Raw genomic sequence first — 18,998 nt, 5'->3', positions numbered from 1 at the left:
ACGTGCTCCTGCGAAAGCAGGAGCCCAGATCGGACGGCGGGACTGGACCGCTGCTTTCGCAGGAGTACGCGGCTTATGCAGGTAGTTTGCCCGCTACCCCCGCTTCAGTCCCGCCTTCATCCGCCGGAACAGTCCGCGTTTCGACAGCGCCTCGAACATCTCGTCCGGTCCCTCCGGGTCGAGCACTTCATTGTCGGCCAGCCATGCCTCGATTTCCGACAGGTTAGGCGTTTCATAGGGGCGCAGGTTGCGGCGTTTGCCGCGCGCCTTGCCCTTGAAGCGCAGGCCCTCAATGGTCGCGATCAGCGACCCGGTTTCAGCGAGCCTGTTCTTCACCGTCTCCGCCTTGCACCCCAGATGCTCGGCGATCAGGTCATTGCGGATCGTTGCGATCTGGGCATCGAAACCCTTATTAGCGGGGAGCGCCGTGTCGATGGCCACGTCGCATTCCGTGTCCAGCCGCATCGACCGGTTGTTCATGTTCGATGATCCCACGCGCAGGATCGTGTCATCGACGATCAGAATCTTGGCGTGGACATAGACAGGCGCGCCGCCCTTGGTGAAGGGGTGGTAGATGCGGAAGCGGTCATGCTTGTCCCGCCGCCGCAGCGCCTCGAACAAGCGCGCCCGCGCCGTGTCCATGGCGATGGGTTCCAGCCAGCCCTGCGCATGTTCGGGGTTGATGATGACGATTTCCGGCCCGTCCTTCTCGCCCAGCCGCCGGGCGATCGCCTCCGCGATCCGGCGGGAGGCGAAATATTGGCTCTCGGCATAGATATAGCGTTTCGCGCGGGCGATATGGTCGAGATAGAGATTCTCGATCTCGATCACCTCCCGCTGCCCCTTCATCCTGGGCGCGGTGCGGGCAATAGCGACATCGGCATTTTGGAACTGTACCGGCAATTCGTCCGGCCAGCAGTCGGTCTTGCCCCGAACTGCGCGCAGGGCGTCGCCGCCTGCCTGCCGCCAGCGTTCCCGCGCATGCTTGCCCAGCGCCGCCGCGACCGGCCCCTGCAATGCGGTCGTCGCGTCATGCCATGGCTTGTAGGGGGTGCCGTCGGGATGCTTGCGGCCCGGCTCGCCATCCTTGTGCGCCCGCGTGTCCCACCGGTCGCCGGTCATGTCGATGCCGCCGCAAAAGGCGAAGCAGTCGTCGATCACCACGATCTTCTGATGATGCGAGGCCCCGACCGGATGATGCTTGTCCAGCTTCAGCGTGATGCGCGGGTGCATCATCCATTTGGCGACAGTGACCAGCGTGTTGCCGCGGAGCAATGACTTCATCGCCCCCATGTCCCAGCGGAGCAGGAACACCTCCAGATGCGGATTCTGCTGGACCAGCCAGTAGATGAGGTCGCCGACCGTCTCCGGCGCGCCGTCGTCCGCCTCATCGCTGCGCACCAGATCGATCCGGGCGTCGAAATCCCAGCCGATCAGCATGATCCGCCTGCGCGCCTTCATCATCGCGGCGCGGGCGAAACGGAAATAATCCTCCGCATCGACGATGACGCAGGCGCGGTCGGCCCTCTCCACTTTCCAGTGCGTCGCGCCGGTCACGCGGTGCCCACCACGAAGCAGGCGAGGAACATCAGGAGGCCCGCAAAACGGTTGGAGCGGAACTTGACCAGCGGGTCGGCGCCATCCTCCTTAAGCGTCGCGACCTGCCAGAGCAGATGCGTCGCCACCGGCAGCAGCGCGACCAGCGCCAGCCCCTGCGGCCGCGCCTGCCAGATCGCCGCCGCCCACAGGGCCAGCGCAACCGCATAGAGGATCGCCACGCCGGGCCTCACATGCGCGCCCATCCGCAGCGCGCTCGACCGTATGCCGACCAATGCGTCATCCTCCTTGTCCTGCAGGGCATAGATGGTGTCGTAGCCGATCACCCAGAACACCGACCCTGCATAAAGCAGCAGGCCGGGCAGGGTCAGTTCCCCCGCCACCTCGCTCCACCCGACCAGCGCGGCCCAGGAAAAGACGAGGCCAAGCCATGCCTGCGGCCACCAGGTGATGCGCTTCATGAAGGGATAGGCGGCGACGAGCGCGAGGCTGAGCACCGCGACGATCATCGCATAGGGACGGAGTTGCACCCAGACGACCAGCCCGATCAGGCACAGAAACAACAGCCAGCCCCAGGCGGCCTTTAGCGACACCGCGCCGCTCGCCAGCGGCCGGGCGGCGGTGCGCGCCACCTGCCGGTCGAGATCCCGGTCGATAATGTCGTTATAGACGCACCCCGCGCCGCGCATGGCGATGCTGCCGAGCAACAGCCATGCGATCAGGTCCCAGCGCTCCACCGCCCCGCCCGCCAGCGCGACGCTCCACGCGCCCGGCCAGAACAGCAGCCACCAGCCAATCGGCCGGTCGAACCGGGCCAGCAACGCAAAGGCCCGCACCTTGCCCGGCAACCGCGCGACAAGGCCGCGCGCTTCGCTGTCGGGGACGATGCTGTCAGTCATGATGACGGCATTAGGGGGAGCCGTGCGGCGTGGGAAGATGGTCCGCATGCTCGCTTCCCTCATTTCCGGCGAAATTCGATATTTTATTGTGCGGGAGTGATTTTTTGAGAAGGAAGGCCGGTCTGACATGGGGAAAAGCGGCTGGAGCTTAGCGCTACATTGGCGGTGTAGGACAGAATGATGGCTGACGGCCACTAGCGGATGTCAGGTTTACGTGCTCAAAAGTGTCCATGCGACGTCCGCAATCCTGGGCACATACGTTAACCGCAGTCACGGTTCTGCTGCTGCTTGGCGGCTGCGACAGACCCATTTTCCACATGATGAAGTTGCAACGAGTAAGAACGGAAGCGCTATCTTTAATGAAGGCGAACCCGGTTGTTCCGCGCGCTGGTTGGCGGAACATCCCCAAAGCAGAGTGGCCGCCAACGATCGCGAGCCTTAACCCAGAATCGGTCAAGGTTAGCTCGGATAGTGTCGACATAGTGACCAGACCGTTCTCCGACGGGGGATGGGGCTACAATGTACCACGCGGCAAGAGCGGCCTTCCTATGCCGGTAAAGTGCTATTCAGAGCCGAGCCAAGGCGTCTTTTGGCACGGGCCTTGCTGACGACCGATCCACCCATTTTTTGCCATCTCCGCACAGACGGAAACCCAATTCGCCTTCTACACTCCATGGAGATGAGGAGAGATGGATTCCCGCCTGCGCGGGAATGACGAAGGGGGAACCGGCTGTCCCATAACCACCCCCCGCAGCATCCAGGGAGGCTTCCCATCCGCTTGCCTATGCCGCTCCCCCGGAGCATCATCGCGGCATGACCAAATATCTCATCTCCTTCCCCAGCGAAGCCATGGTGCTCACCGATGAGGAATTTCCCATCGTTGTCGCGGAATCCCATGCAGTGATCGAGGAGGCCAAGGCGGCCGGCGTCTATGTGTTTGGCGGCGGGATCAACGAGCAGATCGCTCCGGTGCTGGTGTCCGGCGACGGGTCGCTGTCCTCCGAGATATATCCGGGCAGCGTGTTGAAGGGCGGGTTTGCAGTGCTGGAGATACCGACACGCGAGGAGGCCGTGGAGTGGGCGAGGAAGATCGCCGCCGCCTGCCGCTGCGCGCAGGAGCTTCGCGAATTCATGTACGACCCGGCAAGTTAGCGCGCATGGCGGGCCAGATACCAGACCTGGCCCCCAACCTCCTCCCTCGACTTCCCGCGCGCATCCCGGCATGAGGCGATCATGCCCGCAAACCCCGCATGGCCACCGCAGAGCGCGCCCCGCCTTTATGTCGATACGGCGCTGGGCGAGGGCGTGGCCGTGGCGCTGGACGGAAACCCTGCGCACTATCTGATCGCCGTGATGCGGGTGAAGGCGGGCGACACCATCCTGCTGTTCGACGGCAAGTCCGGCGAATGGGCCGCGACCGCGCGCGACATCCGCAAGCGCGACCTGGTGCTGGACTGCGTGGCGCAGACCAAGCCGCCCGAACCCGTCCCCGATTTCTGGCTGTGCGCCGCGCCGATCAAGAAGGGGCGGATCGACCTGATCGCGGAAAAGGCGTGCGAACTGGGCGTCGCGAAGCTGCAGCCGGTGCTGACCCGGCGCGCGGTGGTGGACAGACTGAACCTCGACCGCCTGCACGCTCATCTGGTCGAGGCGGCGGAGCAATGCGGGCGGAACATGCTGCCGGAGCTTGCCCCGATGGTGAAGCTGGACGCCCTGCTGCGCGACTGGCCGGACGGGCGGCATCTGTTTTTCGCCGATGAGACGGGGGGAGCGCCCATCGCAGAGGCGCTGACGGCGCATCCCGGCCCCGCCGCTTTCCTGGTCGGGCCGGAGGGCGGTTTCGACCCGGAGGAACGCGCCGCGATCCGCGCCCACCCCGCCGCCGTGCCGGTTTCGCTCGGCCCCCGCATCCTGCGTGCGGAGACCGCCGCCATCGCCGCCACGGCCGCCTGGATGACTCTGAATGGCGATTGGAAAGGTTTCGATCCGCAATCGGATTGAAGCCTTCATAGAAGCACCTTATGTGGGGGCCGTCGCGCTCTATTTGACCTGCGCGGGGGAACAGTTAAGGGCGGGGCATGAGCACCAGAACAGACTCAGGGGGGATCGATCCGGTCATTGAGGGCCGCGATCAGCTTATCGCCGCCTTCGCGAAGGGCGAGAAGCCGCCGGAACGCTGGCGCATCGGCACCGAGCATGAGAAATTCGTCTATTCGATGAAGGATCATCACGCCCCCTCCTATGAGGAGAAGGGCGGCATCCACACGCTGCTGATCGGCCTGACCCGCTATGGCTGGACGCCGGTGTTCGAGGGCGAGAATATCATTGCCCTGTCCGGCGCCGACGGCACGATCAGCCTGGAGCCTGCGGGCCAGTTGGAGCTGTCCGGCGCGCCGCTGGAAAATCTGCATGAAACCTGCGCGGAGACCGGCCGTCACCTGGAGCAGGTGAAATATGTCGGCGACATGCTGGGCATGGGCTTCCTGGGCCTCGGCATGTGGCCGGACAAGGCGCGCGCGGACCTGCCGATCATGCCCAAGGGCCGGTATGAGATCATGCTGCGCCACATGCCGCGCGTCGGGTCGCTGGGCCTCGACATGATGCTGCGCACCTGCACCATCCAGACCAATCTGGACTATGGTAGCGAGGCGGACATGGCGAAGAAGTTCCGCACGTCACTGGCGCTGCAGCCGCTGGCGACGGCGCTGTTCGCCAATTCACCCTTTACGGAGGGCAAGCCCAACGGCTTCCTCTCCTTCCGCAGCCATATCTGGTCGGACACCGACCCGCACCGCACCGGCATGCTGCCCTTCGTGTTCGACGAGGGCTTCGGATACGAGCAATATGCCGACTATGCGCTGGACGTGCCGATGTATTTCGTGTTCCGCGAGGGCAAATATATCGATGCGTCGGGCCTGAGCTTCCGCGATTTCCTTGAGGGCAAGCTGAGCGTCCTGCCCGGCGAGAAGCCGACCGAGAAGGACTGGGAGGATCATCTGTCCACCGCCTTCCCGGAGGTGCGATTGAAAAGCTTCCTGGAGATGCGCGGCGCGGATGGCGGGCCGTGGGGGCGGATATGTGCGCTGCCTGCTCTATGGGTGGGCCTGCTCTACGACAATGGCGCGCTGGACGCGGCATGGGATCTGGTCAAGGGCTGGAGCATGGAGGAGCGGCAGGTGCTGCGCGATTCCGTGCCGAAGCTGGGCCTGGACGCGCCGATAGGCGGTGGCCGGACGCTGCGCCATATCGCCGCCGAAGCGCTGGAGATTGCGCGGAGCGGTCTTGCGGCGCGCGGACGGCTGAATGGCGCAGGCGATAATGAGACCGGCTATCTGACGGAACTGCATGAGATTGTGGCGAGCGGCAAGGTCCCGGCCGAGCGGCTGCTGGAGCGCTATCATGGCGAGTGGAAGGGCGATCTTTCCAGGGTGTATGCGGAGCAGAGTTTTTAGGTCAGGCCTGAACCAAATTCCGTTCGCCCTGAGCGAAGTCGAAGGGCTTTGCCGAACGGAGTGAGGCGCTTCGCTCCGCTCAGTGGAAGGCTTCGACTTCGCTCTCCTGAGCTTGTCGAAGGGCCGAACGGATGTTGGTCATTCCGCCGGCTGCAACACTGCGGGCCGCGCCTTCCGTCCCGTCACCGCCGCGACCAGCCTTGGCACCCATCCGTTCCGCGCCATCCAGTCGCTATAGTCGCGATAGGCCGGGTCGCTGCCCAGATGCTGCTCCTCCGTCCGCGCGCGCCAGTAATAGACGCCGCTGACCACCGCCAGAGTCACGGTGTTGCGCACCATGTCGATCAGGCTGTCACTGGTGACGAGGAAAGGCACGGTCGAAATCCACCAGAACAGGTTCTTCGACAGATAGGCCGGGTGGCGCGTCCAGCGATAGGGACCGTGCGTCAATATGCCCCGGTGCGTAAGATTGGAGAAACGCAGGCCGAACGCCACCGTCGCCCAGGCGTAAATGCCGGTCAGCGCGACCAGAATACCGCCGACCAGCCACTGCCCGGCGCTGTTGCCCGCTAGCCAGTAGCTCCATTCCGCCGTGCCATGATGATAGTCGAGCGGGCCGCCCGGCCCCATCAGCACGAAGGGCGGATAGCAGATCAGCGCCGCGACCCAGCCCGCCATATAGGGGTTGGCGGTGCGGATATGCGCGTCAAGCGGGCGCATCGTCAGCATATAGCCGACCGTCGCAAAGGCCACGTCGATCAGGAACATGGCGGTGATCAGGAAATTGGCGAGGTTCACCGGGTTCGCGACGACCTGCGCCGGGTTCCAGTGGATCACATTGGCGAAATTGGCCGGCACGATGGAGATCATGAAGGCGAGGAAAAAGCCCTTCACACCCCAGGCGCGCAGATGGTTGGCGACCAGGGCCTTGTCCGCCCGGCCCGCCGCGCCGCCGATGACCCACTGGCCAAAGGCATAAGCGGCGTCGCGCGGTTCCACCAGCCTGCGGTCCAGCCACAGCACATAGGGGATGGAGAGCGCCAGCAGCCAGGGGGCGGCCGCGCCGAACATCTGCATCGCGAAACGATAGCCGCCGTCCCAATACCAGCGCGCCACGCAATAGAGGATCGCCAGCCCGCCCCATGTCGCCCACAGGCCGGTCAGCTTCACCAGGCTGATGTCGCTTATGTCCCTGAGCGGCCGGGGCGTCCCGTCCCAGTCAATGCCGGTCGTCGGGTTGCGATGCACCCTGTCCACCAGCAGCGACCACAGCACCATCGGGATACCGCAGGCGAAGATGGCGGTCATCCCCGCATAGGGACCGTCCATGCCATAATGCCAGCCAAGAAGCGTCCAGGCGACGAGGCCCAGCAGCCCGGCAAGGCCGACGCCATGGCCCACGGCCGACTTCGGACAGGGATCGCCCAGAACAGGATGCGGCTTGTTCATGCCCAGCGGCATAGCGGGCAATGGTAATCAAGCGGTGAAGGCGACGGGGAATGCGAGGGTGTCCGGCCTCTATGCGGATCAGGCGGCGAGGCGTTCCAGGGCGTCGGCCAGCATCACGCCACGGCCGGTCAGCGCATAGTCGCTGGCGGGGGGAAAGCCGTCCGTGACGCGCCGGTGCAGCACGTCATGGCCCACCAGCGCCTTCAGGCTGCCGGTCAGGGCGCGGGGGGTGACGCCCTCCAGCCCGCGGGCGATGGCGTTGAAGCGGTTATGCCCGTCCGCGACCAGCCGGATCACCGGCAGGCTCCAGCGGGTGAGCGCGTCGGGCGGGAGGCCGGCGGCGGCTTGCGACAGGATGACCGCGCGGCACCCCTCCCCAACGCGCGCGCCGTCGGCCGTCAGCACATAGTCCGGCCGCAGCGGGTGGCCGTGGCCGGGATTGCGGATGACCCAGCCCGCAGCAACCGCCGCCTCCAGCGTGCGGGAGAGGCTTTCGCGCGGGATGCCCATGCTGTTGGCCATATGCACGAACCGCCCGCCGCCATGGGTGGCGAGGAAGGCCAGCAAGGGAACGGTCCAGCGATAGCGGCTCAGCTCGGAAATCGTGGTGATTGACGGCATTTCATATCAACTATACTTTCATGACTTAGGATGCAAGAGACTCGGAGAAACCGGGGGTGTGAAGCTGAAATGGGCGCATGCGGGTGGGCGCTGGCGCCAGTGCACCGGCATCAGCGCACGGAGATCAGCGCACGGCATGGATGCCTGCGCTCGGACGGGCGTCAGTGCGCCGCCGGGGCATCCGCGGTGCGTAATGGCGCATTTGGCGAAGGAAGGGACGGGAGATGGTGGGATTGAACTATGATGGCGGCCTGACGCTGGCGATGAGCGCGACCAGCCTGGACCGGACGATCGCTTGGTATGAAAGCGTGCTGGGCTTCACCCTGCTCTACCGGATGAACGACATCGCCTGGTGCGAGATGCAAAGCCCGGTCGCGCGCGTGAATATCGGCTTCAGCGAGGTGGAGGCGGTGACGCCGGGCGGCGGCGCGGTGCCGACCTGGGGCGTCAGCGATATCGAGGCGGCGAAGGCCGCGCTGGCCGCGCAGAACGTGCGCATGGACGGGGACATCATGGTGATCCCGGATATGGTGAAGCTGCTGACCTTCTTCGACCCGGACGGCAACGCCCTGATGTTCTATCAGGATATGGCCGCCGCCTGACGCCTATCCGCCCAGCACGTTAATGGTGAAGGCCAGAATGCCGAGGTTGAATATGAAGGCGGCGAGGCAGTGGAAGATGGCGACCCGCCGCACCTTCACCGTCGTCATGCCGACGTCGGACGTCTGGAACGTCATGCCCAGCGTGAAGGCAAAATAGATGAAGTCCCAGTATCCCGGCTCTTTCGTGGCGGGAAAGTCGATCCCGCCGCTATCCTTGCCGCCCGCCCCGGCGACGTAGAAGATATGGGCATAATGCAGCGCATAGATCATGTTGGAAAACAGCCATGCGATGCAAAGCGTCGCCAGCAGCAGCGCCGTGGCGACAGGTGTCGGCGCACCCTTTCCGGAAACAGCAACGCCCACCGCCACCAGGATCACCGCCATGACAATGCCGGTGATCGCCAGCATGCCCGCCCGGTTGGCGTCATTCTCCTTCGCATTCCGCCGCATCCGCTTCGCGTCGGCATCGAGCAGTGCGCGCAGGCTGGCGAGGAAGCCCAGCGCCGCAATATCGAACCCGCCCATCACCGCCTCATGCCAGGGCAGAAACAGGCCCAGCGGCGCGGCCACGGCCAGAAGCGCCAGGAACATGCCATAGCGCCAGGGGAAGATGGGGGTGCGGCTATGGGCGCGATCCGGCATGGCGGGATTTGGCGCGCTTCGCATGGGCGGCGCAAGGGGTGTGTGTCGGGCGCGCGCTGTGGTGAGGCGGCGGTTCAGCGACGGGCAGGTGAAGCTGTTGGTGGGTCACAGGGCGATGGGTCGGCTAACGATCATTAGTTGCCGTCGGCACGGGTCGACAGATTGCCATAAAGCGGCCTTTCGTTGACCCAATCATCATGGCTCAAATTGCTTCTCATTCTGCCATCGAAATCCTCGACAGTGATGGCTGAAATCAGCAGGGCCTGCTCGCCGCGTTCTGCTGCCTCTCTAGCAAGACATGATACAGCTTGGTGAAACGACCATCCGCCCACCTGAAGCCATTCATCGTCCCCAAATCGTTCTTCCAGCGGCCAGTAGATGTCGTTAACCGCGTTGCTCGATGTCGAGATTTTAGCAGGCCAAAACGCCCTCACACGCTCGAACAATTCTGATGGCCGGATCAACGTCATGGCAAGTCTCGCGGCGATATGCCCGCAACCTTTATGTCAGCTATAGCTCAACAGTCCACTAGTACCCGACGGTCCGCTCTCTACACGTTCCGTCATCCGGGACTGATCCGGGATCCATTGGCTCCTCGTAAGCTTGGCTGCACAAGCGCCTGCGCTCATGGATCCCGGATCAAGTCCGGGATGACGGCACCGGGATGATGGCAGTTATTGGGGATGACGGCAAAAAAAGCAGAGGCGGCCGGCCTCCGCTCGGGCGCCGCGCGCAAACGGTAGCGCAGACCCTTGCCCAACCCTCTCTCGCATGCGGAGACGGCTAAAAGAGCGCATCGCCTAACAGGCGATCAACCCCCGCGCGCGGCTGGTGGCGGTCTGGGTGTCGACGGCGAGTTTCTTTACTTCCGCCGCGACCACGGAGAAGCCCTGCCCAGCTTCCCCGGCGCGCGCGGCCTCTATCGTGGCGTTGAGGGCCAGCAGGTTGGTCTGGCGGGCGATCGCGTCGATGGAATCGACGATGGACACCACCTGGCTCAATACCGCCTCGGTGTCCGCGCGCCGCTCCATCTCCTTGGATCGCAGCGCCTGTTCGGCCTGCGCCTTCGCCTCCATGGCGAATTTTTCGGCGCTGATGTCATTGGCGAACTTCACGATGCCGATCAGTTGCCCATCCGCGTCATGCAATGGGTTGTAGCTGCCCCGTATCCAGATCGGATCGCCCTTGCTGTCGACCCGGCGATATTCGCTGGTGTCGAACCGGCCGGACCGCAACTTGTCCCAGAAACGGCGATATTCAAAAGATTCGGCATAGCCCGGCTCACAGAATAGCCGGTGATGCCGCCCGGCAATGTCGCTATAGCGGTAGCCAAACAACGCCAGGAAATTGTCGTTTGCCCCGGTGACGCATCCGTTCATGTCGAACGTGATGACCGCCGCGCTCCGCTCTATCGCCTGCCACATGGCGGCGGGATTAATATCCAGCCCGTGCATCCCCGTCCCACTCCAACCAAAATGGATATATGAGCTGTTTCGGGTAAAAAGCAGGTTAACTCTGTGCGCCAATCTCGCGCCGCGCATTAGCGGTCGCGGCGGCCCAGCAGGCGCAGCCGCAGGGCGTTGAGCTTTATGAAGCCCGCCGCGTCGCGCTGGTCATAAGCGCCGGCATCATCCTCAAACGTCACCACCTTCTCGCTGTAGAGCGAGTAGGGCGATTTCCGGCCGATGACATAGACGCCGCCCTTGTAGAGCTTGAGCTTTACGGTGCCGGTCACCTTCTCCTGGCTGTAATCGATCGCCGCCTGCAGCATCTCGCGCTCCGGCGAGAACCAGAAGCCGTTATAGATGAGTTCGGCGTAGCGCGGGGCCAGCTCATCCTTCAGGTGGGCGGCGCCGCGATCCAGCGTCAGTTGCTCGATGCCGCGATGGGCGAGATGGTAGATGGTGCCGCCCGGCGTTTCATACATGCCGCGCGACTTCATGCCGACGAAGCGGTTTTCCACCAGATCGAGGCGGCCGATGCCATGCTTGCGGCCATAATCGTTCAGCGTTTCCAGCAGGGTGGCGGGCGACATCGCCTGACCGTTGATGGCGACGCCGTCGCCCTTCTCAAAATCGATGGTGATGATTTCCGGCGCGTCGGGCGCATCCTCCGGGTTCACGGTGCGGGAATAGACATAATCGGGCACTTCGCCCCACGGGTCCTCCAGCACCTTGCCCTCCGACGAGGTGTGCAGCATGTTCGCGTCGGTCGAGAAAGGGCTTTCGCCGCGCTTGTCCTTGGCGATGGGGATCTGGTTCTGTTCGGCGAACTCGATCAGGCGGGTGCGGCTGGTCAGGTCCCATTCGCGCCAGGGCGCAATGACCTTGATGTCGGGCGACAGCGCATAATAGCCCAGCTCGAAACGGACCTGATCATTACCCTTGCCGGTCGCGCCATGCGACACCGCGTCGGCATTGACCAGTTTCGCGATCTCGATCTGACGCTTGGCGATCAGCGGCCGGGCGATCGACGTGCCGAGCAGATACAGTCCCTCATAGAGCGCATTGGCGCGCATCATCGGGAACACATAGTCGCAGACGAACTCCTCGCGCAGATCGTCGATGAAGATATGTTCGGGCTTCACGCCCATCAGCTCGGCCTTCTTGCGCGCCGGCTCCAGCTCCTCGCCCTGGCCCAGATCGGCGGTGAAAGTCACCACCTCGCAATTATAGGTCTGCTGCAGCCATTTGAGGATGACGCTGGTGTCGAGGCCGCCCGAAAAGGCGAGGACGATGCGGTTGATCTTGTCGGACATGGACGGGCTTCCTGAACGCGCGGGTTACGGGCGCGCCGGTATCAGGCAGGGGGGCCAAGCGCAATGCCCCCTGCCCGATAGCGGCGCGGAATATCTCCCGCGCCGGAACGGTTTTCCGATATCGTCAGGCCCAGCCCAGCAGCCCGGCCAGCATCCACAGGCCAAGCAGCAGGAACAGCAGCGCCGCGCCGACCTGAAGCGCGCGCATCGGCACCCGCTTCGCCAGCGCCTCGCCGCCCAATACGGCGGGGACATTGGCGATCATCATGCCCAGCGTCGTGCCCGCCGTGACCGCGTAGACATTGGCGAACCGCGCGCCCAGCGCCACAGTCGCCACCTGCGTCTTGTCGCCCATCTCCACCAGGAAGAAGGCCACCAATGTCGTCACGAAGATGCCCGCGCCGGAGGGAGCCTTCAGCGGCGCATCCTCATCGATCTTGTCAGGGATCAGCGTCCATGCCGCCATCGCGATGAAGCTGAACGCCACGGCGTAGCGGAACCAGGGCGCGTCGAGCAGCCCGGCGGCCTGATGCCCGACCAGAGCGGCGAGGAAATGATTGACCAGCGTGGCCGCGAATATGCCCGCGATGATCGGCAGGGGTTTACGGAACCGGGTGGCGAGCAGCATGGCGAGAAGCTGCGTCTTGTCGCCCATTTCGGCGAGGGCGACGAGCGCGGTGGAGGTCAGCAAGGCTTCCATGAGACATGTTCCTGGGCCGGGCTGGTTAAAGACGCAATGCCACCGCGCCTCCCCGCCCGGCCGGACAAGGGGGTCGCGATGCCATTGGTCTCGCCCGGAACGGATGTCCGTTCCCCATGCGCCACGGCCTCTCGGCCAAATATGTTGACGCATGGCCCGCCCGGCGTCCGGACGGCTGGCTACTCCCCAGATGACGCCGCCTGCCTAGGCGGATTCGGCGCGGAAAACAAGGCGGCTACCCAATGCGAGGGCGAAGGGTAAGGAGCGCGCATTTACGCCTTTCCGCTTACGACGAATGTCTAATTGCCCGAATCCCGCGACTTACAGTAGTTAATGGCCATCCTTCCTCGGGTCGCAGCCGGTGAAGGTCGTTGCCGGGGCCGGGGGGTTTGGCGGCAGCGATTGGGTCGAACTTTTGACCTTTTGTGTGTGTGGCGCGCTCCTCAAGCGCTTGCCTTCTCCGCCGGCGTTCCCAACGGGACGCCGGCGGTTTTTTTACGCCAGCATCGCGGCCAGCAGCGGCGCGCTCATCCGGGCGACCGCACCCAGCCGTTCCGCGCTCCACCCTTCCCGCGCGCCCGCCGACAGGCCGGACATCATGCTGACGACATAATCGGCGACCAGATCGGCCATCCCGGCATGGGTCCGCGCCACGAAAGCGCGCACATGATCCCGGCTGGCGGACTTCAGCGCCTGCGCCTTGGCGGCGCTGTGCGGATCGCCGGACGCGCGCGCCGATTCCAGCACCAGACAGCCGGTGGTATGCGGATCAGCGGCATAGAAGCGCGCCGCCGCCTCCAGCAACTCGGCAAGCGCCTCGGCTGGCGGCCGCCCCGGCGCAAGAATATCCTCCAGAGGCAGGGCGCAGGCGGAGTAGCGCTCCAGCACCTGTTCGAACAATCCGGCCTTGCTGCCGAACGCCGCATAGAAGCTGGGCGGGTTTATCCCCAGCGCCTCCGTGATGGCGGCCACGCCCACCGCGTCATAGCCATGTTCGTGGAACAGCGCCTGCGCCGTGCCCAACGCAGCATCCACATCAAAGCCCCTTGGCCTGCCCCGGCCCTTCGGATTTATTTTAGCAATCATTACAAAAATCCTTGACGTGCCCTTTCTCCGTATTATGTAGCACTCATTACATATTCATGCAAGGAACATCGCCATGAGCAGCCACTTCACCCATCAGAAAGTCCTCGTCATCGGCGGCAGCCGGGGCATCGGCGCGGCCATCGTCCGCCGGTTCAGCAAGGAGGGCGCGGATGTCGCCTTCACCTATGCCGGGTCGAAGGACGCGGCGGATGCTCTGGCCGCCAGCACCGGCGCGACCGCCATCCGGTCCGACGCCGCCGTCCGCGACGAGGTGATCGGCGTGGTGAAGGCGCAGGGACCGCTGGATGTGCTGGTCGTCAATGCGGGCGTCGCCGTGATCGACGATTCGCTGGCCATCGACCCGGATGCGGTGGACCGGATGATCGACATCAATGTGCGCGCGCCCTATCACGCCGCGGTCGAAGCCGCCCGGCAGATGCCCGACGGCGGCCGCATCATCGTGATCGGATCGGTCAATGGCGACCGCATGCCCTTTGCCGGCGGGGCGGCCTATGCGCTGACCAAATCAGCGCTGCAGGGCATGGCGCGCGGCCTGGCTAGGGACTTCGGCGGGCGCGGCATCACCGTCAATGTGGTGCAGCCCGGCCCGATCGACACCGACATGAACCCGCATGACGGCCCGATGAGCGGCGCGATGCATGATTTCATGGCGATCAAGCGCCACGGCACGGCGGACGAGGTGGCGGGTATGGTCGCCTATCTGGCGGGACCGGAGACGCGCATCGTGACCGGCGCGATGCACACGATCGACGGCGGTTTCGGGGCGTGAGGGTGCGATAACATCTGGAATAGCGCGCCCGTTCGGAACCGGAGATGAGAAGGTTCACCGGGACCGTTATGCCCGGGCTGCGCGGGGTTCAGGCAGAGGTGTGCTCCTGCGAAAGCAGGAGCCCAGGCCCACGCTCCGGACTGGGCTCCTGCCTTCGCAGGAGCACGGCGCGTTTCGGGCTGGTCAGTACCGAGCTGACGGAGCCTGGAAACAGCCACGCCCTAACCGAATCCCTATGGTTAATTTCGCCACGTCCTGTATCCTGTAACAGGGTCGAAACGATGCTGTCAGACGCTGCCGGAGGAGGCCGCGCGGTGGCGCTCCGGCGGGCCGTTCCGGCGGTCCCGCCTGTTTCGTGGGAGAACAGGGATGACTCGCAGGTTCGTTTCACTGACCGTCATGATCGCGCTTTCGGCCACGGCCATCACGCCGCTCGCCGCCCAGACCCGGCCGACGCCGATTGAGAAGCCGCAGATTCTCCCCGTTCCCGGCGGACCCGCCGTCCAGCCCCCGCGCCCGACCTATCCGGGCGGCCCGGTGATCCAGCCGCCAAAACCCACCTACCCCCAACGACCGCAGCCGCCCGGCAACAATTATGGCCGCACGATCCGATGCGAGTCGGTCCGGCACAAGACGGAGCGGTGCGCGGTGCGCACGGAGAACCGCGTGCAGCTTGTCCGCCGCCTGGGCGGTTCCTGCGTCCAGAACCGGACCTGGGGCTTTACCAAGAGCAATATCTGGGTGTCGAACGGCTGCAGCGCGGAATTCGCCTATGGCCGCTGGGCTGGCGGGGGCGGCCAATATCCCGGCAATCCCTATCCCGACCGCCCCTATCCCCAACCCTATCCCGAAAAGGAGAAGGACAAGGGGCCGAGCACCGGCGCGGTCATTGCGGGCGTCGCGGTCGCGGGCGGGTTGATCGCCCTGCTCGCCAGCAACGCCAGCAAGAAGAAGAAAGAAAAGGAAGCCGCCGAAGCCGCGAACGCGGCGACGCCTGAGCCGGAAGCCGAGGCCCCCGCCACCTTCCCGCCCGGCCCGCCCGCCGCGCTGGTCGCCGACCTGTCGCCCCTGCCCGCCGCCTCCCGCCCCTCCGTCCAGACCTGCCTCTACGAAGCGGCGCGGCAGATCGGCGCGACCGGCGGCACGCGGCTGAGCTATGACAAGCTGACCTCGCTGGAACAGGGCAATGGCGGCTGGCGGTTCGGCGCGTCGCTGACCGCGACCTACCCGGATGGCGAGCGCACCCTGCCGCTCTACTGCCGGGCGACGCCGACCAAGGTGATCCAGTTGGATTTCGCCAGCGGGGGGTGAGGGCTTCAACCACCCTCCGTTCGGGCTGAGCTTGTCGAAGCCCTGTCCTTCTTGAAGAAAAGGACAGCCTTTCGACAGACTCAAGGCGAACGGAGGTTGGCCGGATGACGGCGAGAATTTATCCTGATTAGCCCGATATGCTGCGTGCTCCTGCGAAAGCAGGAGCCCAGTTCTGACGGCGGGACTGGGCTCCTGCTTTCGCAGGAGCACGACGCCTTTTAAACATGATAAGGGAGGAGCCTAACCCAGCCCGACCAGCGGCACGATATCGACCGGCCGGCCGTTGCGACGCAATTCTATCGTCACCGTGGGCCTTGGCGCGCCTGCGGTGCCGATGGGGTCGCCCTGACCAACGCCCGTGCCGACATCGACGGACAAATGGTTGAGGCCAGTGATCAGCGTCGTCCAGCCCTGCCCATGATCGATGATCACGATCTGGCCGTAACCCCGATAATGGCCCGCAAAGGCGATGCGCCCGGCCGTCGGCGCAACGACCTGCGCGCCGGGCTGGGTCGCGATGGTCAGGCCGCGCGCCCGGACGCCGCTGTCCGACAATTCGCCCATGCCCGTGACCAGCGCGCCAATGACGGGCAGGCGGTAGGGGGGCAGCCCAGCATTCGCCGTGGCGCGTTCCGGCGCGGGCGCGCCCGCCGCGCCGGGCTGGCTTGGCCGGGGAACAGGGCCGGGCAGATTGGCGAGTTCGCTGCGGATGTCGCTGGCCACCGCAAGCTGGTTCATCAGGTCGACGATATCGCGGGCCTGTTCGCCTAGCGCCACCGCCCGGTCCGCCTCCAGCCCGGCATTCGCCTGATAATCGCGCGAGGCAAGCCGCTTGGCGGTTTCCATGCGGCGCAGTTCCTGCTGGCGGGAGGCAAGCTGCGCCCGGCTGTCGCGCAGGGAGGCGGCGGCCTGTTCGGCGGCGGCGCGGAGCTGGCGGCTGCGGGCGAGTTCGGTGCGGAGGCCAGCCGTACGCTCCTGAATGACCGGCATCACCGTCCCCAGCACGGCGCGCATATGGACCGCGTCGGAAATCGACCCCGGCTGCACCAGTGCCAGCGCCGTCGGGCGGCGGGCGAGAATCTGGAGCGCGGCGGTGAGGCGCACGATCGGCTGCTGCTTTTCGGCGAGGCGGGCGTTCTGCGCGCGCTGAAGCCGGGCGACGATGGCGATGCGCGCCTGCGCCGCCTGAATATCCGCCTCCGATTCCTGGATGCGGGCGGCGAGCGCGGCGGCCCAGCGGCGCGCCTTTTCCGCGTCCTGCGTCGCGCGCTGCGCCTGGACCTGCAACCGCGCCGAACGGTCCTTCGCCTCCGCCGCCTGTTTCCTGGCGGCAAGCAGCGCCTGCCTTTCCTGCGCGAGGCTGGTGGGCGCTACGCCGGGGAGAGCGACATCCTGCGGCGCATTGGCCTGCGCGAACACCGCCACCGCGCCGCCGCCCAGCGCCGACGCGATCAGCGATGCGATGATGATCCCCCGTCTCACGGGACTATCCTTCGCGATGATAGGGGTGATTGGCAAGGATGGAGGTGGCGCGCCACAATTGTTCGGCCAGCATCGCGCGGGCCATCATGTGCGGCCATGTCATCGCGCCGAAGGCGATCAGCAGGTCGGCATTGCTCCGCTCCGCCTCGTCAAAGCCGTCCGCCGCACCGATCAGGAAGCGGCATTCGCGGGCGCCGCCGTCGCGCCAGCCCTCTATCCGGCGGGCGAAATCCATGGAGGTGAGCTGCTTGCCCTTCTCGTCCAGCATCACCGTGACGGTGCCGGGGGAGACCGGGGGCAGCTTGCCGCCGCGATCGGGCAGTTCGGTGACCTTGTGCGGCAAGGTCACGCGCTTCAGGTACCGCTCGACCAGTTCGGCTTCGGGCGAACGGCCGATCTTTCCGCGCGCGATGATGTGCAGCAGCATTCCCCGCCCCTAATCCGTTCGGGCTGAGCGAAGTCGAAGCCTTCCACTGAACGCAGTGAAGTGGCTTCGCCTATGGCTCAGCAGAACCCTTCGACTTCGCTCAGGGCGAACGGTCTCTAGGAAACAGCTATCGCCTACTCAAGCCGTGCCAGCCACCGGCATGTCGACGAAGCCCCACATCCGTTCCAGATTGTAGAAGCTGCGCACTTCCGGCCGGAACAGGTGGACGATCACGTCGCCCGCGTCGATCAGCACCCAGTCGGCGACCGGAAGCCCCTCGATCCGGGCGTTGCGGCCGGTCTGTTCCTTGATGCGCTGGGCGAGCTTCTGCGCCATGGACGCCACCTGGCGGGACGAACGCCCGCTGGCGATGACCATATGGTCCGCAATGCTGCTCTTGCCTTCAAGGGGGATGGTGATGGTTTCCTGCGCCTGGTCGTCGTCGAGCGACTGCATGACAAGGGCGTGCAGGGCGGCCACGGATTCGGCGTCATGCGCCGTATCGTTGGCGGGTTGAGGTCTGGGCAATGCTACTCCTTCAGGGTGATCAGGCGACGCGTCAGCGGGTCGCGCACTTGCCGCGCTTCATATTCGCGATGCCAGAGGGGATCGACCTGCCTCAGCAGAGTCGCCGATCGTGGATCAGGGCGAAAGCGCAACAGCACGAGCGCCGGCGGTCTCCATTCCGTCCAGTCACTGCTCTGGCGCGCGGGCCGGACGAAGCGCCGCAGCCATGCCATGGAGGGTGAACCCAAGGCCACATCATCATAGCCCGGCCGGGCGATCACGGCAATGGGCATCATGCGCGCGATGGCGCGCCAGTCCTTCCACTGGTCGAACTGCGCCAGATTGTCCGCGCCCATCAACCAGATGAAGCGATGACGCGGGTAGCGGCGGACAATCGCGCGGAGGGTATCGACGGTGTAGCGGGTGCGCAGGTCCCGCTCGATCGCCGTGGGGCGGATGGGCGCGCGGCGCGCCTGACGCCTGGCGCTTTCGAGTCGGGCGGGCAGCGGCGCCATGCCCTTTGCGGGCTTCAGCGGATTGCCGGGCGAGACCAGCCACCACAGCTCATCGAAACCCAACGCCTTCGCCGCGAACAGCGAAATGGCGCGATGCCCGCCATGCGCCGGATTGAAGGAGCCGCCGAGAAGTCCGATGCGCCGCATGGCATGGCTTTGGCAGCATATGCCCCGCGCGGCAATCCGAGTCCGATTCCCAT

Annotated in this window: 20 protein-coding genes and 1 riboswitch; of the genes, 6 read left to right on the top strand and 14 right to left on the bottom strand. The window is 65.2% G+C overall.

Annotated elements, in window-relative coordinates; all coding sequences use genetic code 11:
• Positions 1-93: 93 nt before the first annotated feature.
• The gene (locus KFK14_RS02670; RefSeq protein WP_246524824.1) at positions 94-1,557 is read right to left on the bottom strand and encodes a phospholipase D-like domain-containing protein; all 1,464 of its coding nucleotides are present in this window, start codon (positions 1,555-1,557) and stop codon (positions 94-96) included.
• Positions 1,554-2,456 (bottom strand): 4-hydroxybenzoate octaprenyltransferase, encoded by a 903-nt coding sequence (gene ubiA, locus KFK14_RS02665; protein ID WP_212610997.1) that lies wholly within the window; start codon positions 2,454-2,456, stop codon positions 1,554-1,556. The genes KFK14_RS02670 and ubiA overlap by 4 nt, the downstream gene beginning before the upstream one ends.
• Before the next feature lie 813 nt (positions 2,457-3,269).
• On the opposite strand from ubiA, the gene KFK14_RS02660 reads away from it, so the two are divergent.
• From KFK14_RS02660 to KFK14_RS02650, 3 genes are all read left to right on the top strand, one after another.
• Positions 3,270-3,608: a YciI family protein gene (locus KFK14_RS02660; protein WP_212609777.1), complete on the top strand. Its 339-nt coding sequence runs from the start codon at positions 3,270-3,272 to the stop codon at positions 3,606-3,608.
• Positions 3,609-3,689: 81 nt separating this feature from the next.
• A complete protein-coding gene (locus KFK14_RS02655) occupies positions 3,690-4,457 on the top strand; it encodes a 16S rRNA (uracil(1498)-N(3))-methyltransferase (RefSeq protein ID WP_212609776.1) in 768 nt (255 codons plus the stop codon).
• Positions 4,458-4,534: 77 nt separating this feature from the next.
• Positions 4,535-5,908, top strand: coding sequence for a glutamate--cysteine ligase (locus KFK14_RS02650; RefSeq protein WP_212609775.1), 1,374 nt, complete (start codon positions 4,535-4,537; stop codon positions 5,906-5,908).
• A 138-nt stretch (positions 5,909-6,046) separates the two neighbouring features.
• On the opposite strand, the gene KFK14_RS02645 is transcribed toward KFK14_RS02650, so the two are convergent.
• Both KFK14_RS02645 and KFK14_RS02640 read right to left on the bottom strand, forming a co-directional pair.
• A complete protein-coding gene (locus tag KFK14_RS02645; protein WP_212609774.1) occupies positions 6,047-7,357 on the bottom strand; it encodes a methyltransferase family protein in 1,311 nt (436 codons plus the stop codon).
• A 78-nt stretch (positions 7,358-7,435) separates the two neighbouring features.
• Positions 7,436-7,978 carry a winged helix-turn-helix transcriptional regulator gene (locus KFK14_RS02640; RefSeq protein WP_212609773.1) on the bottom strand — a complete coding sequence of 181 codons (543 nt, stop codon included), beginning with the start codon at positions 7,976-7,978 and terminating at the stop codon, positions 7,436-7,438.
• Between the two features lie 224 nt (positions 7,979-8,202).
• Here KFK14_RS02640 and KFK14_RS02635 point away from each other — a divergent pair, with 224 nt between their 5' ends.
• Complete coding sequence (locus KFK14_RS02635; protein ID WP_212609772.1) at positions 8,203-8,580, top strand: VOC family protein; 378 nt, start codon at positions 8,203-8,205, stop codon at positions 8,578-8,580.
• A 3-nt stretch (positions 8,581-8,583) separates the two neighbouring features.
• Here the strand turns inward: KFK14_RS02635 and KFK14_RS02630 are convergent, their stop codons facing one another.
• From KFK14_RS02630 to KFK14_RS02605, 6 genes are all read right to left on the bottom strand, one after another.
• A complete protein-coding gene (locus KFK14_RS02630) occupies positions 8,584-9,246 on the bottom strand; it encodes a DUF1345 domain-containing protein (protein WP_246524822.1) in 663 nt (220 codons plus the stop codon).
• A 110-nt stretch (positions 9,247-9,356) separates the two neighbouring features.
• Positions 9,357-9,692: a hypothetical protein gene (locus KFK14_RS02625; protein WP_212609771.1), complete on the bottom strand. Its 336-nt coding sequence runs from the start codon at positions 9,690-9,692 to the stop codon at positions 9,357-9,359.
• Positions 9,693-10,022: 330 nt separating this feature from the next.
• A complete protein-coding gene (locus KFK14_RS24180; RefSeq protein WP_281417173.1) occupies positions 10,023-10,676 on the bottom strand; it encodes a methyl-accepting chemotaxis protein in 654 nt (217 codons plus the stop codon).
• Between the two features lie 86 nt (positions 10,677-10,762).
• On the bottom strand, positions 10,763-11,980 hold the full coding sequence (locus tag KFK14_RS02615) for an argininosuccinate synthase (protein WP_070157824.1): 1,218 nt from the start codon (positions 11,978-11,980) through the stop codon (positions 10,763-10,765).
• Between the two features lie 124 nt (positions 11,981-12,104).
• The gene (locus tag KFK14_RS02610) at positions 12,105-12,680 is read right to left on the bottom strand and encodes a TMEM165/GDT1 family protein (RefSeq protein WP_212609769.1); all 576 of its coding nucleotides are present in this window, start codon (positions 12,678-12,680) and stop codon (positions 12,105-12,107) included.
• Between the two features lie 96 nt (positions 12,681-12,776).
• Positions 12,777-12,889, bottom strand: a riboswitch (yybP-ykoY riboswitch).
• A gap of 286 nt (positions 12,890-13,175) precedes the next feature.
• Positions 13,176-13,766: a TetR/AcrR family transcriptional regulator gene (locus tag KFK14_RS02605; protein ID WP_212609768.1), complete on the bottom strand. Its 591-nt coding sequence runs from the start codon at positions 13,764-13,766 to the stop codon at positions 13,176-13,178.
• 73 nt (positions 13,767-13,839) lie between these two features.
• Here KFK14_RS02605 and bdcA point away from each other — a divergent pair, with 73 nt between their 5' ends.
• The gene (bdcA, locus tag KFK14_RS02600; RefSeq protein WP_212609767.1) at positions 13,840-14,556 is read left to right on the top strand and encodes an SDR family oxidoreductase; all 717 of its coding nucleotides are present in this window, start codon (positions 13,840-13,842) and stop codon (positions 14,554-14,556) included.
• Between the two features lie 369 nt (positions 14,557-14,925).
• Positions 14,926-15,867: a DUF3011 domain-containing protein gene (locus KFK14_RS02595; protein WP_212609766.1), complete on the top strand. Its 942-nt coding sequence runs from the start codon at positions 14,926-14,928 to the stop codon at positions 15,865-15,867.
• A gap of 240 nt (positions 15,868-16,107) precedes the next feature.
• Here the strand turns inward: KFK14_RS02595 and KFK14_RS02590 are convergent, their stop codons facing one another.
• The 4 genes from KFK14_RS02590 to KFK14_RS02575 all read right to left on the bottom strand — a co-directional run bounded on the left by KFK14_RS02590 (position 16,108) and on the right by KFK14_RS02575 (position 18,945).
• Positions 16,108-17,349: a murein hydrolase activator EnvC family protein gene (locus tag KFK14_RS02590; RefSeq protein WP_212609765.1), complete on the bottom strand. Its 1,242-nt coding sequence runs from the start codon at positions 17,347-17,349 to the stop codon at positions 16,108-16,110.
• Positions 17,350-17,353: 4 nt separating this feature from the next.
• The gene (locus KFK14_RS02585; protein WP_212609764.1) at positions 17,354-17,776 is read right to left on the bottom strand and encodes a 23S rRNA (pseudouridine(1915)-N(3))-methyltransferase RlmH; all 423 of its coding nucleotides are present in this window, start codon (positions 17,774-17,776) and stop codon (positions 17,354-17,356) included.
• 138 nt (positions 17,777-17,914) lie between these two features.
• Entirely contained in the window at positions 17,915-18,304 is a 390-nt protein-coding gene (rsfS, locus tag KFK14_RS02580) for a ribosome silencing factor (protein ID WP_070157428.1), read from the bottom strand.
• 2 nt (positions 18,305-18,306) lie between these two features.
• Positions 18,307-18,945, bottom strand: a complete 639-nt coding sequence (locus KFK14_RS02575; protein ID WP_212609763.1) for a nicotinate-nucleotide adenylyltransferase — start codon at positions 18,943-18,945, stop codon at positions 18,307-18,309.
• Positions 18,946-18,998 lie beyond the last annotated feature (53 nt).

Source organism: Sphingobium phenoxybenzoativorans (genome assembly GCF_018286635.1).
Taxonomy (GTDB): Bacteria; Pseudomonadota; Alphaproteobacteria; order Sphingomonadales; family Sphingomonadaceae; genus Sphingobium; species Sphingobium phenoxybenzoativorans.
Note: the sequence above shows the minus strand (reverse complement) of the source record. Positions and strands in the feature narration are given on the sequence as shown.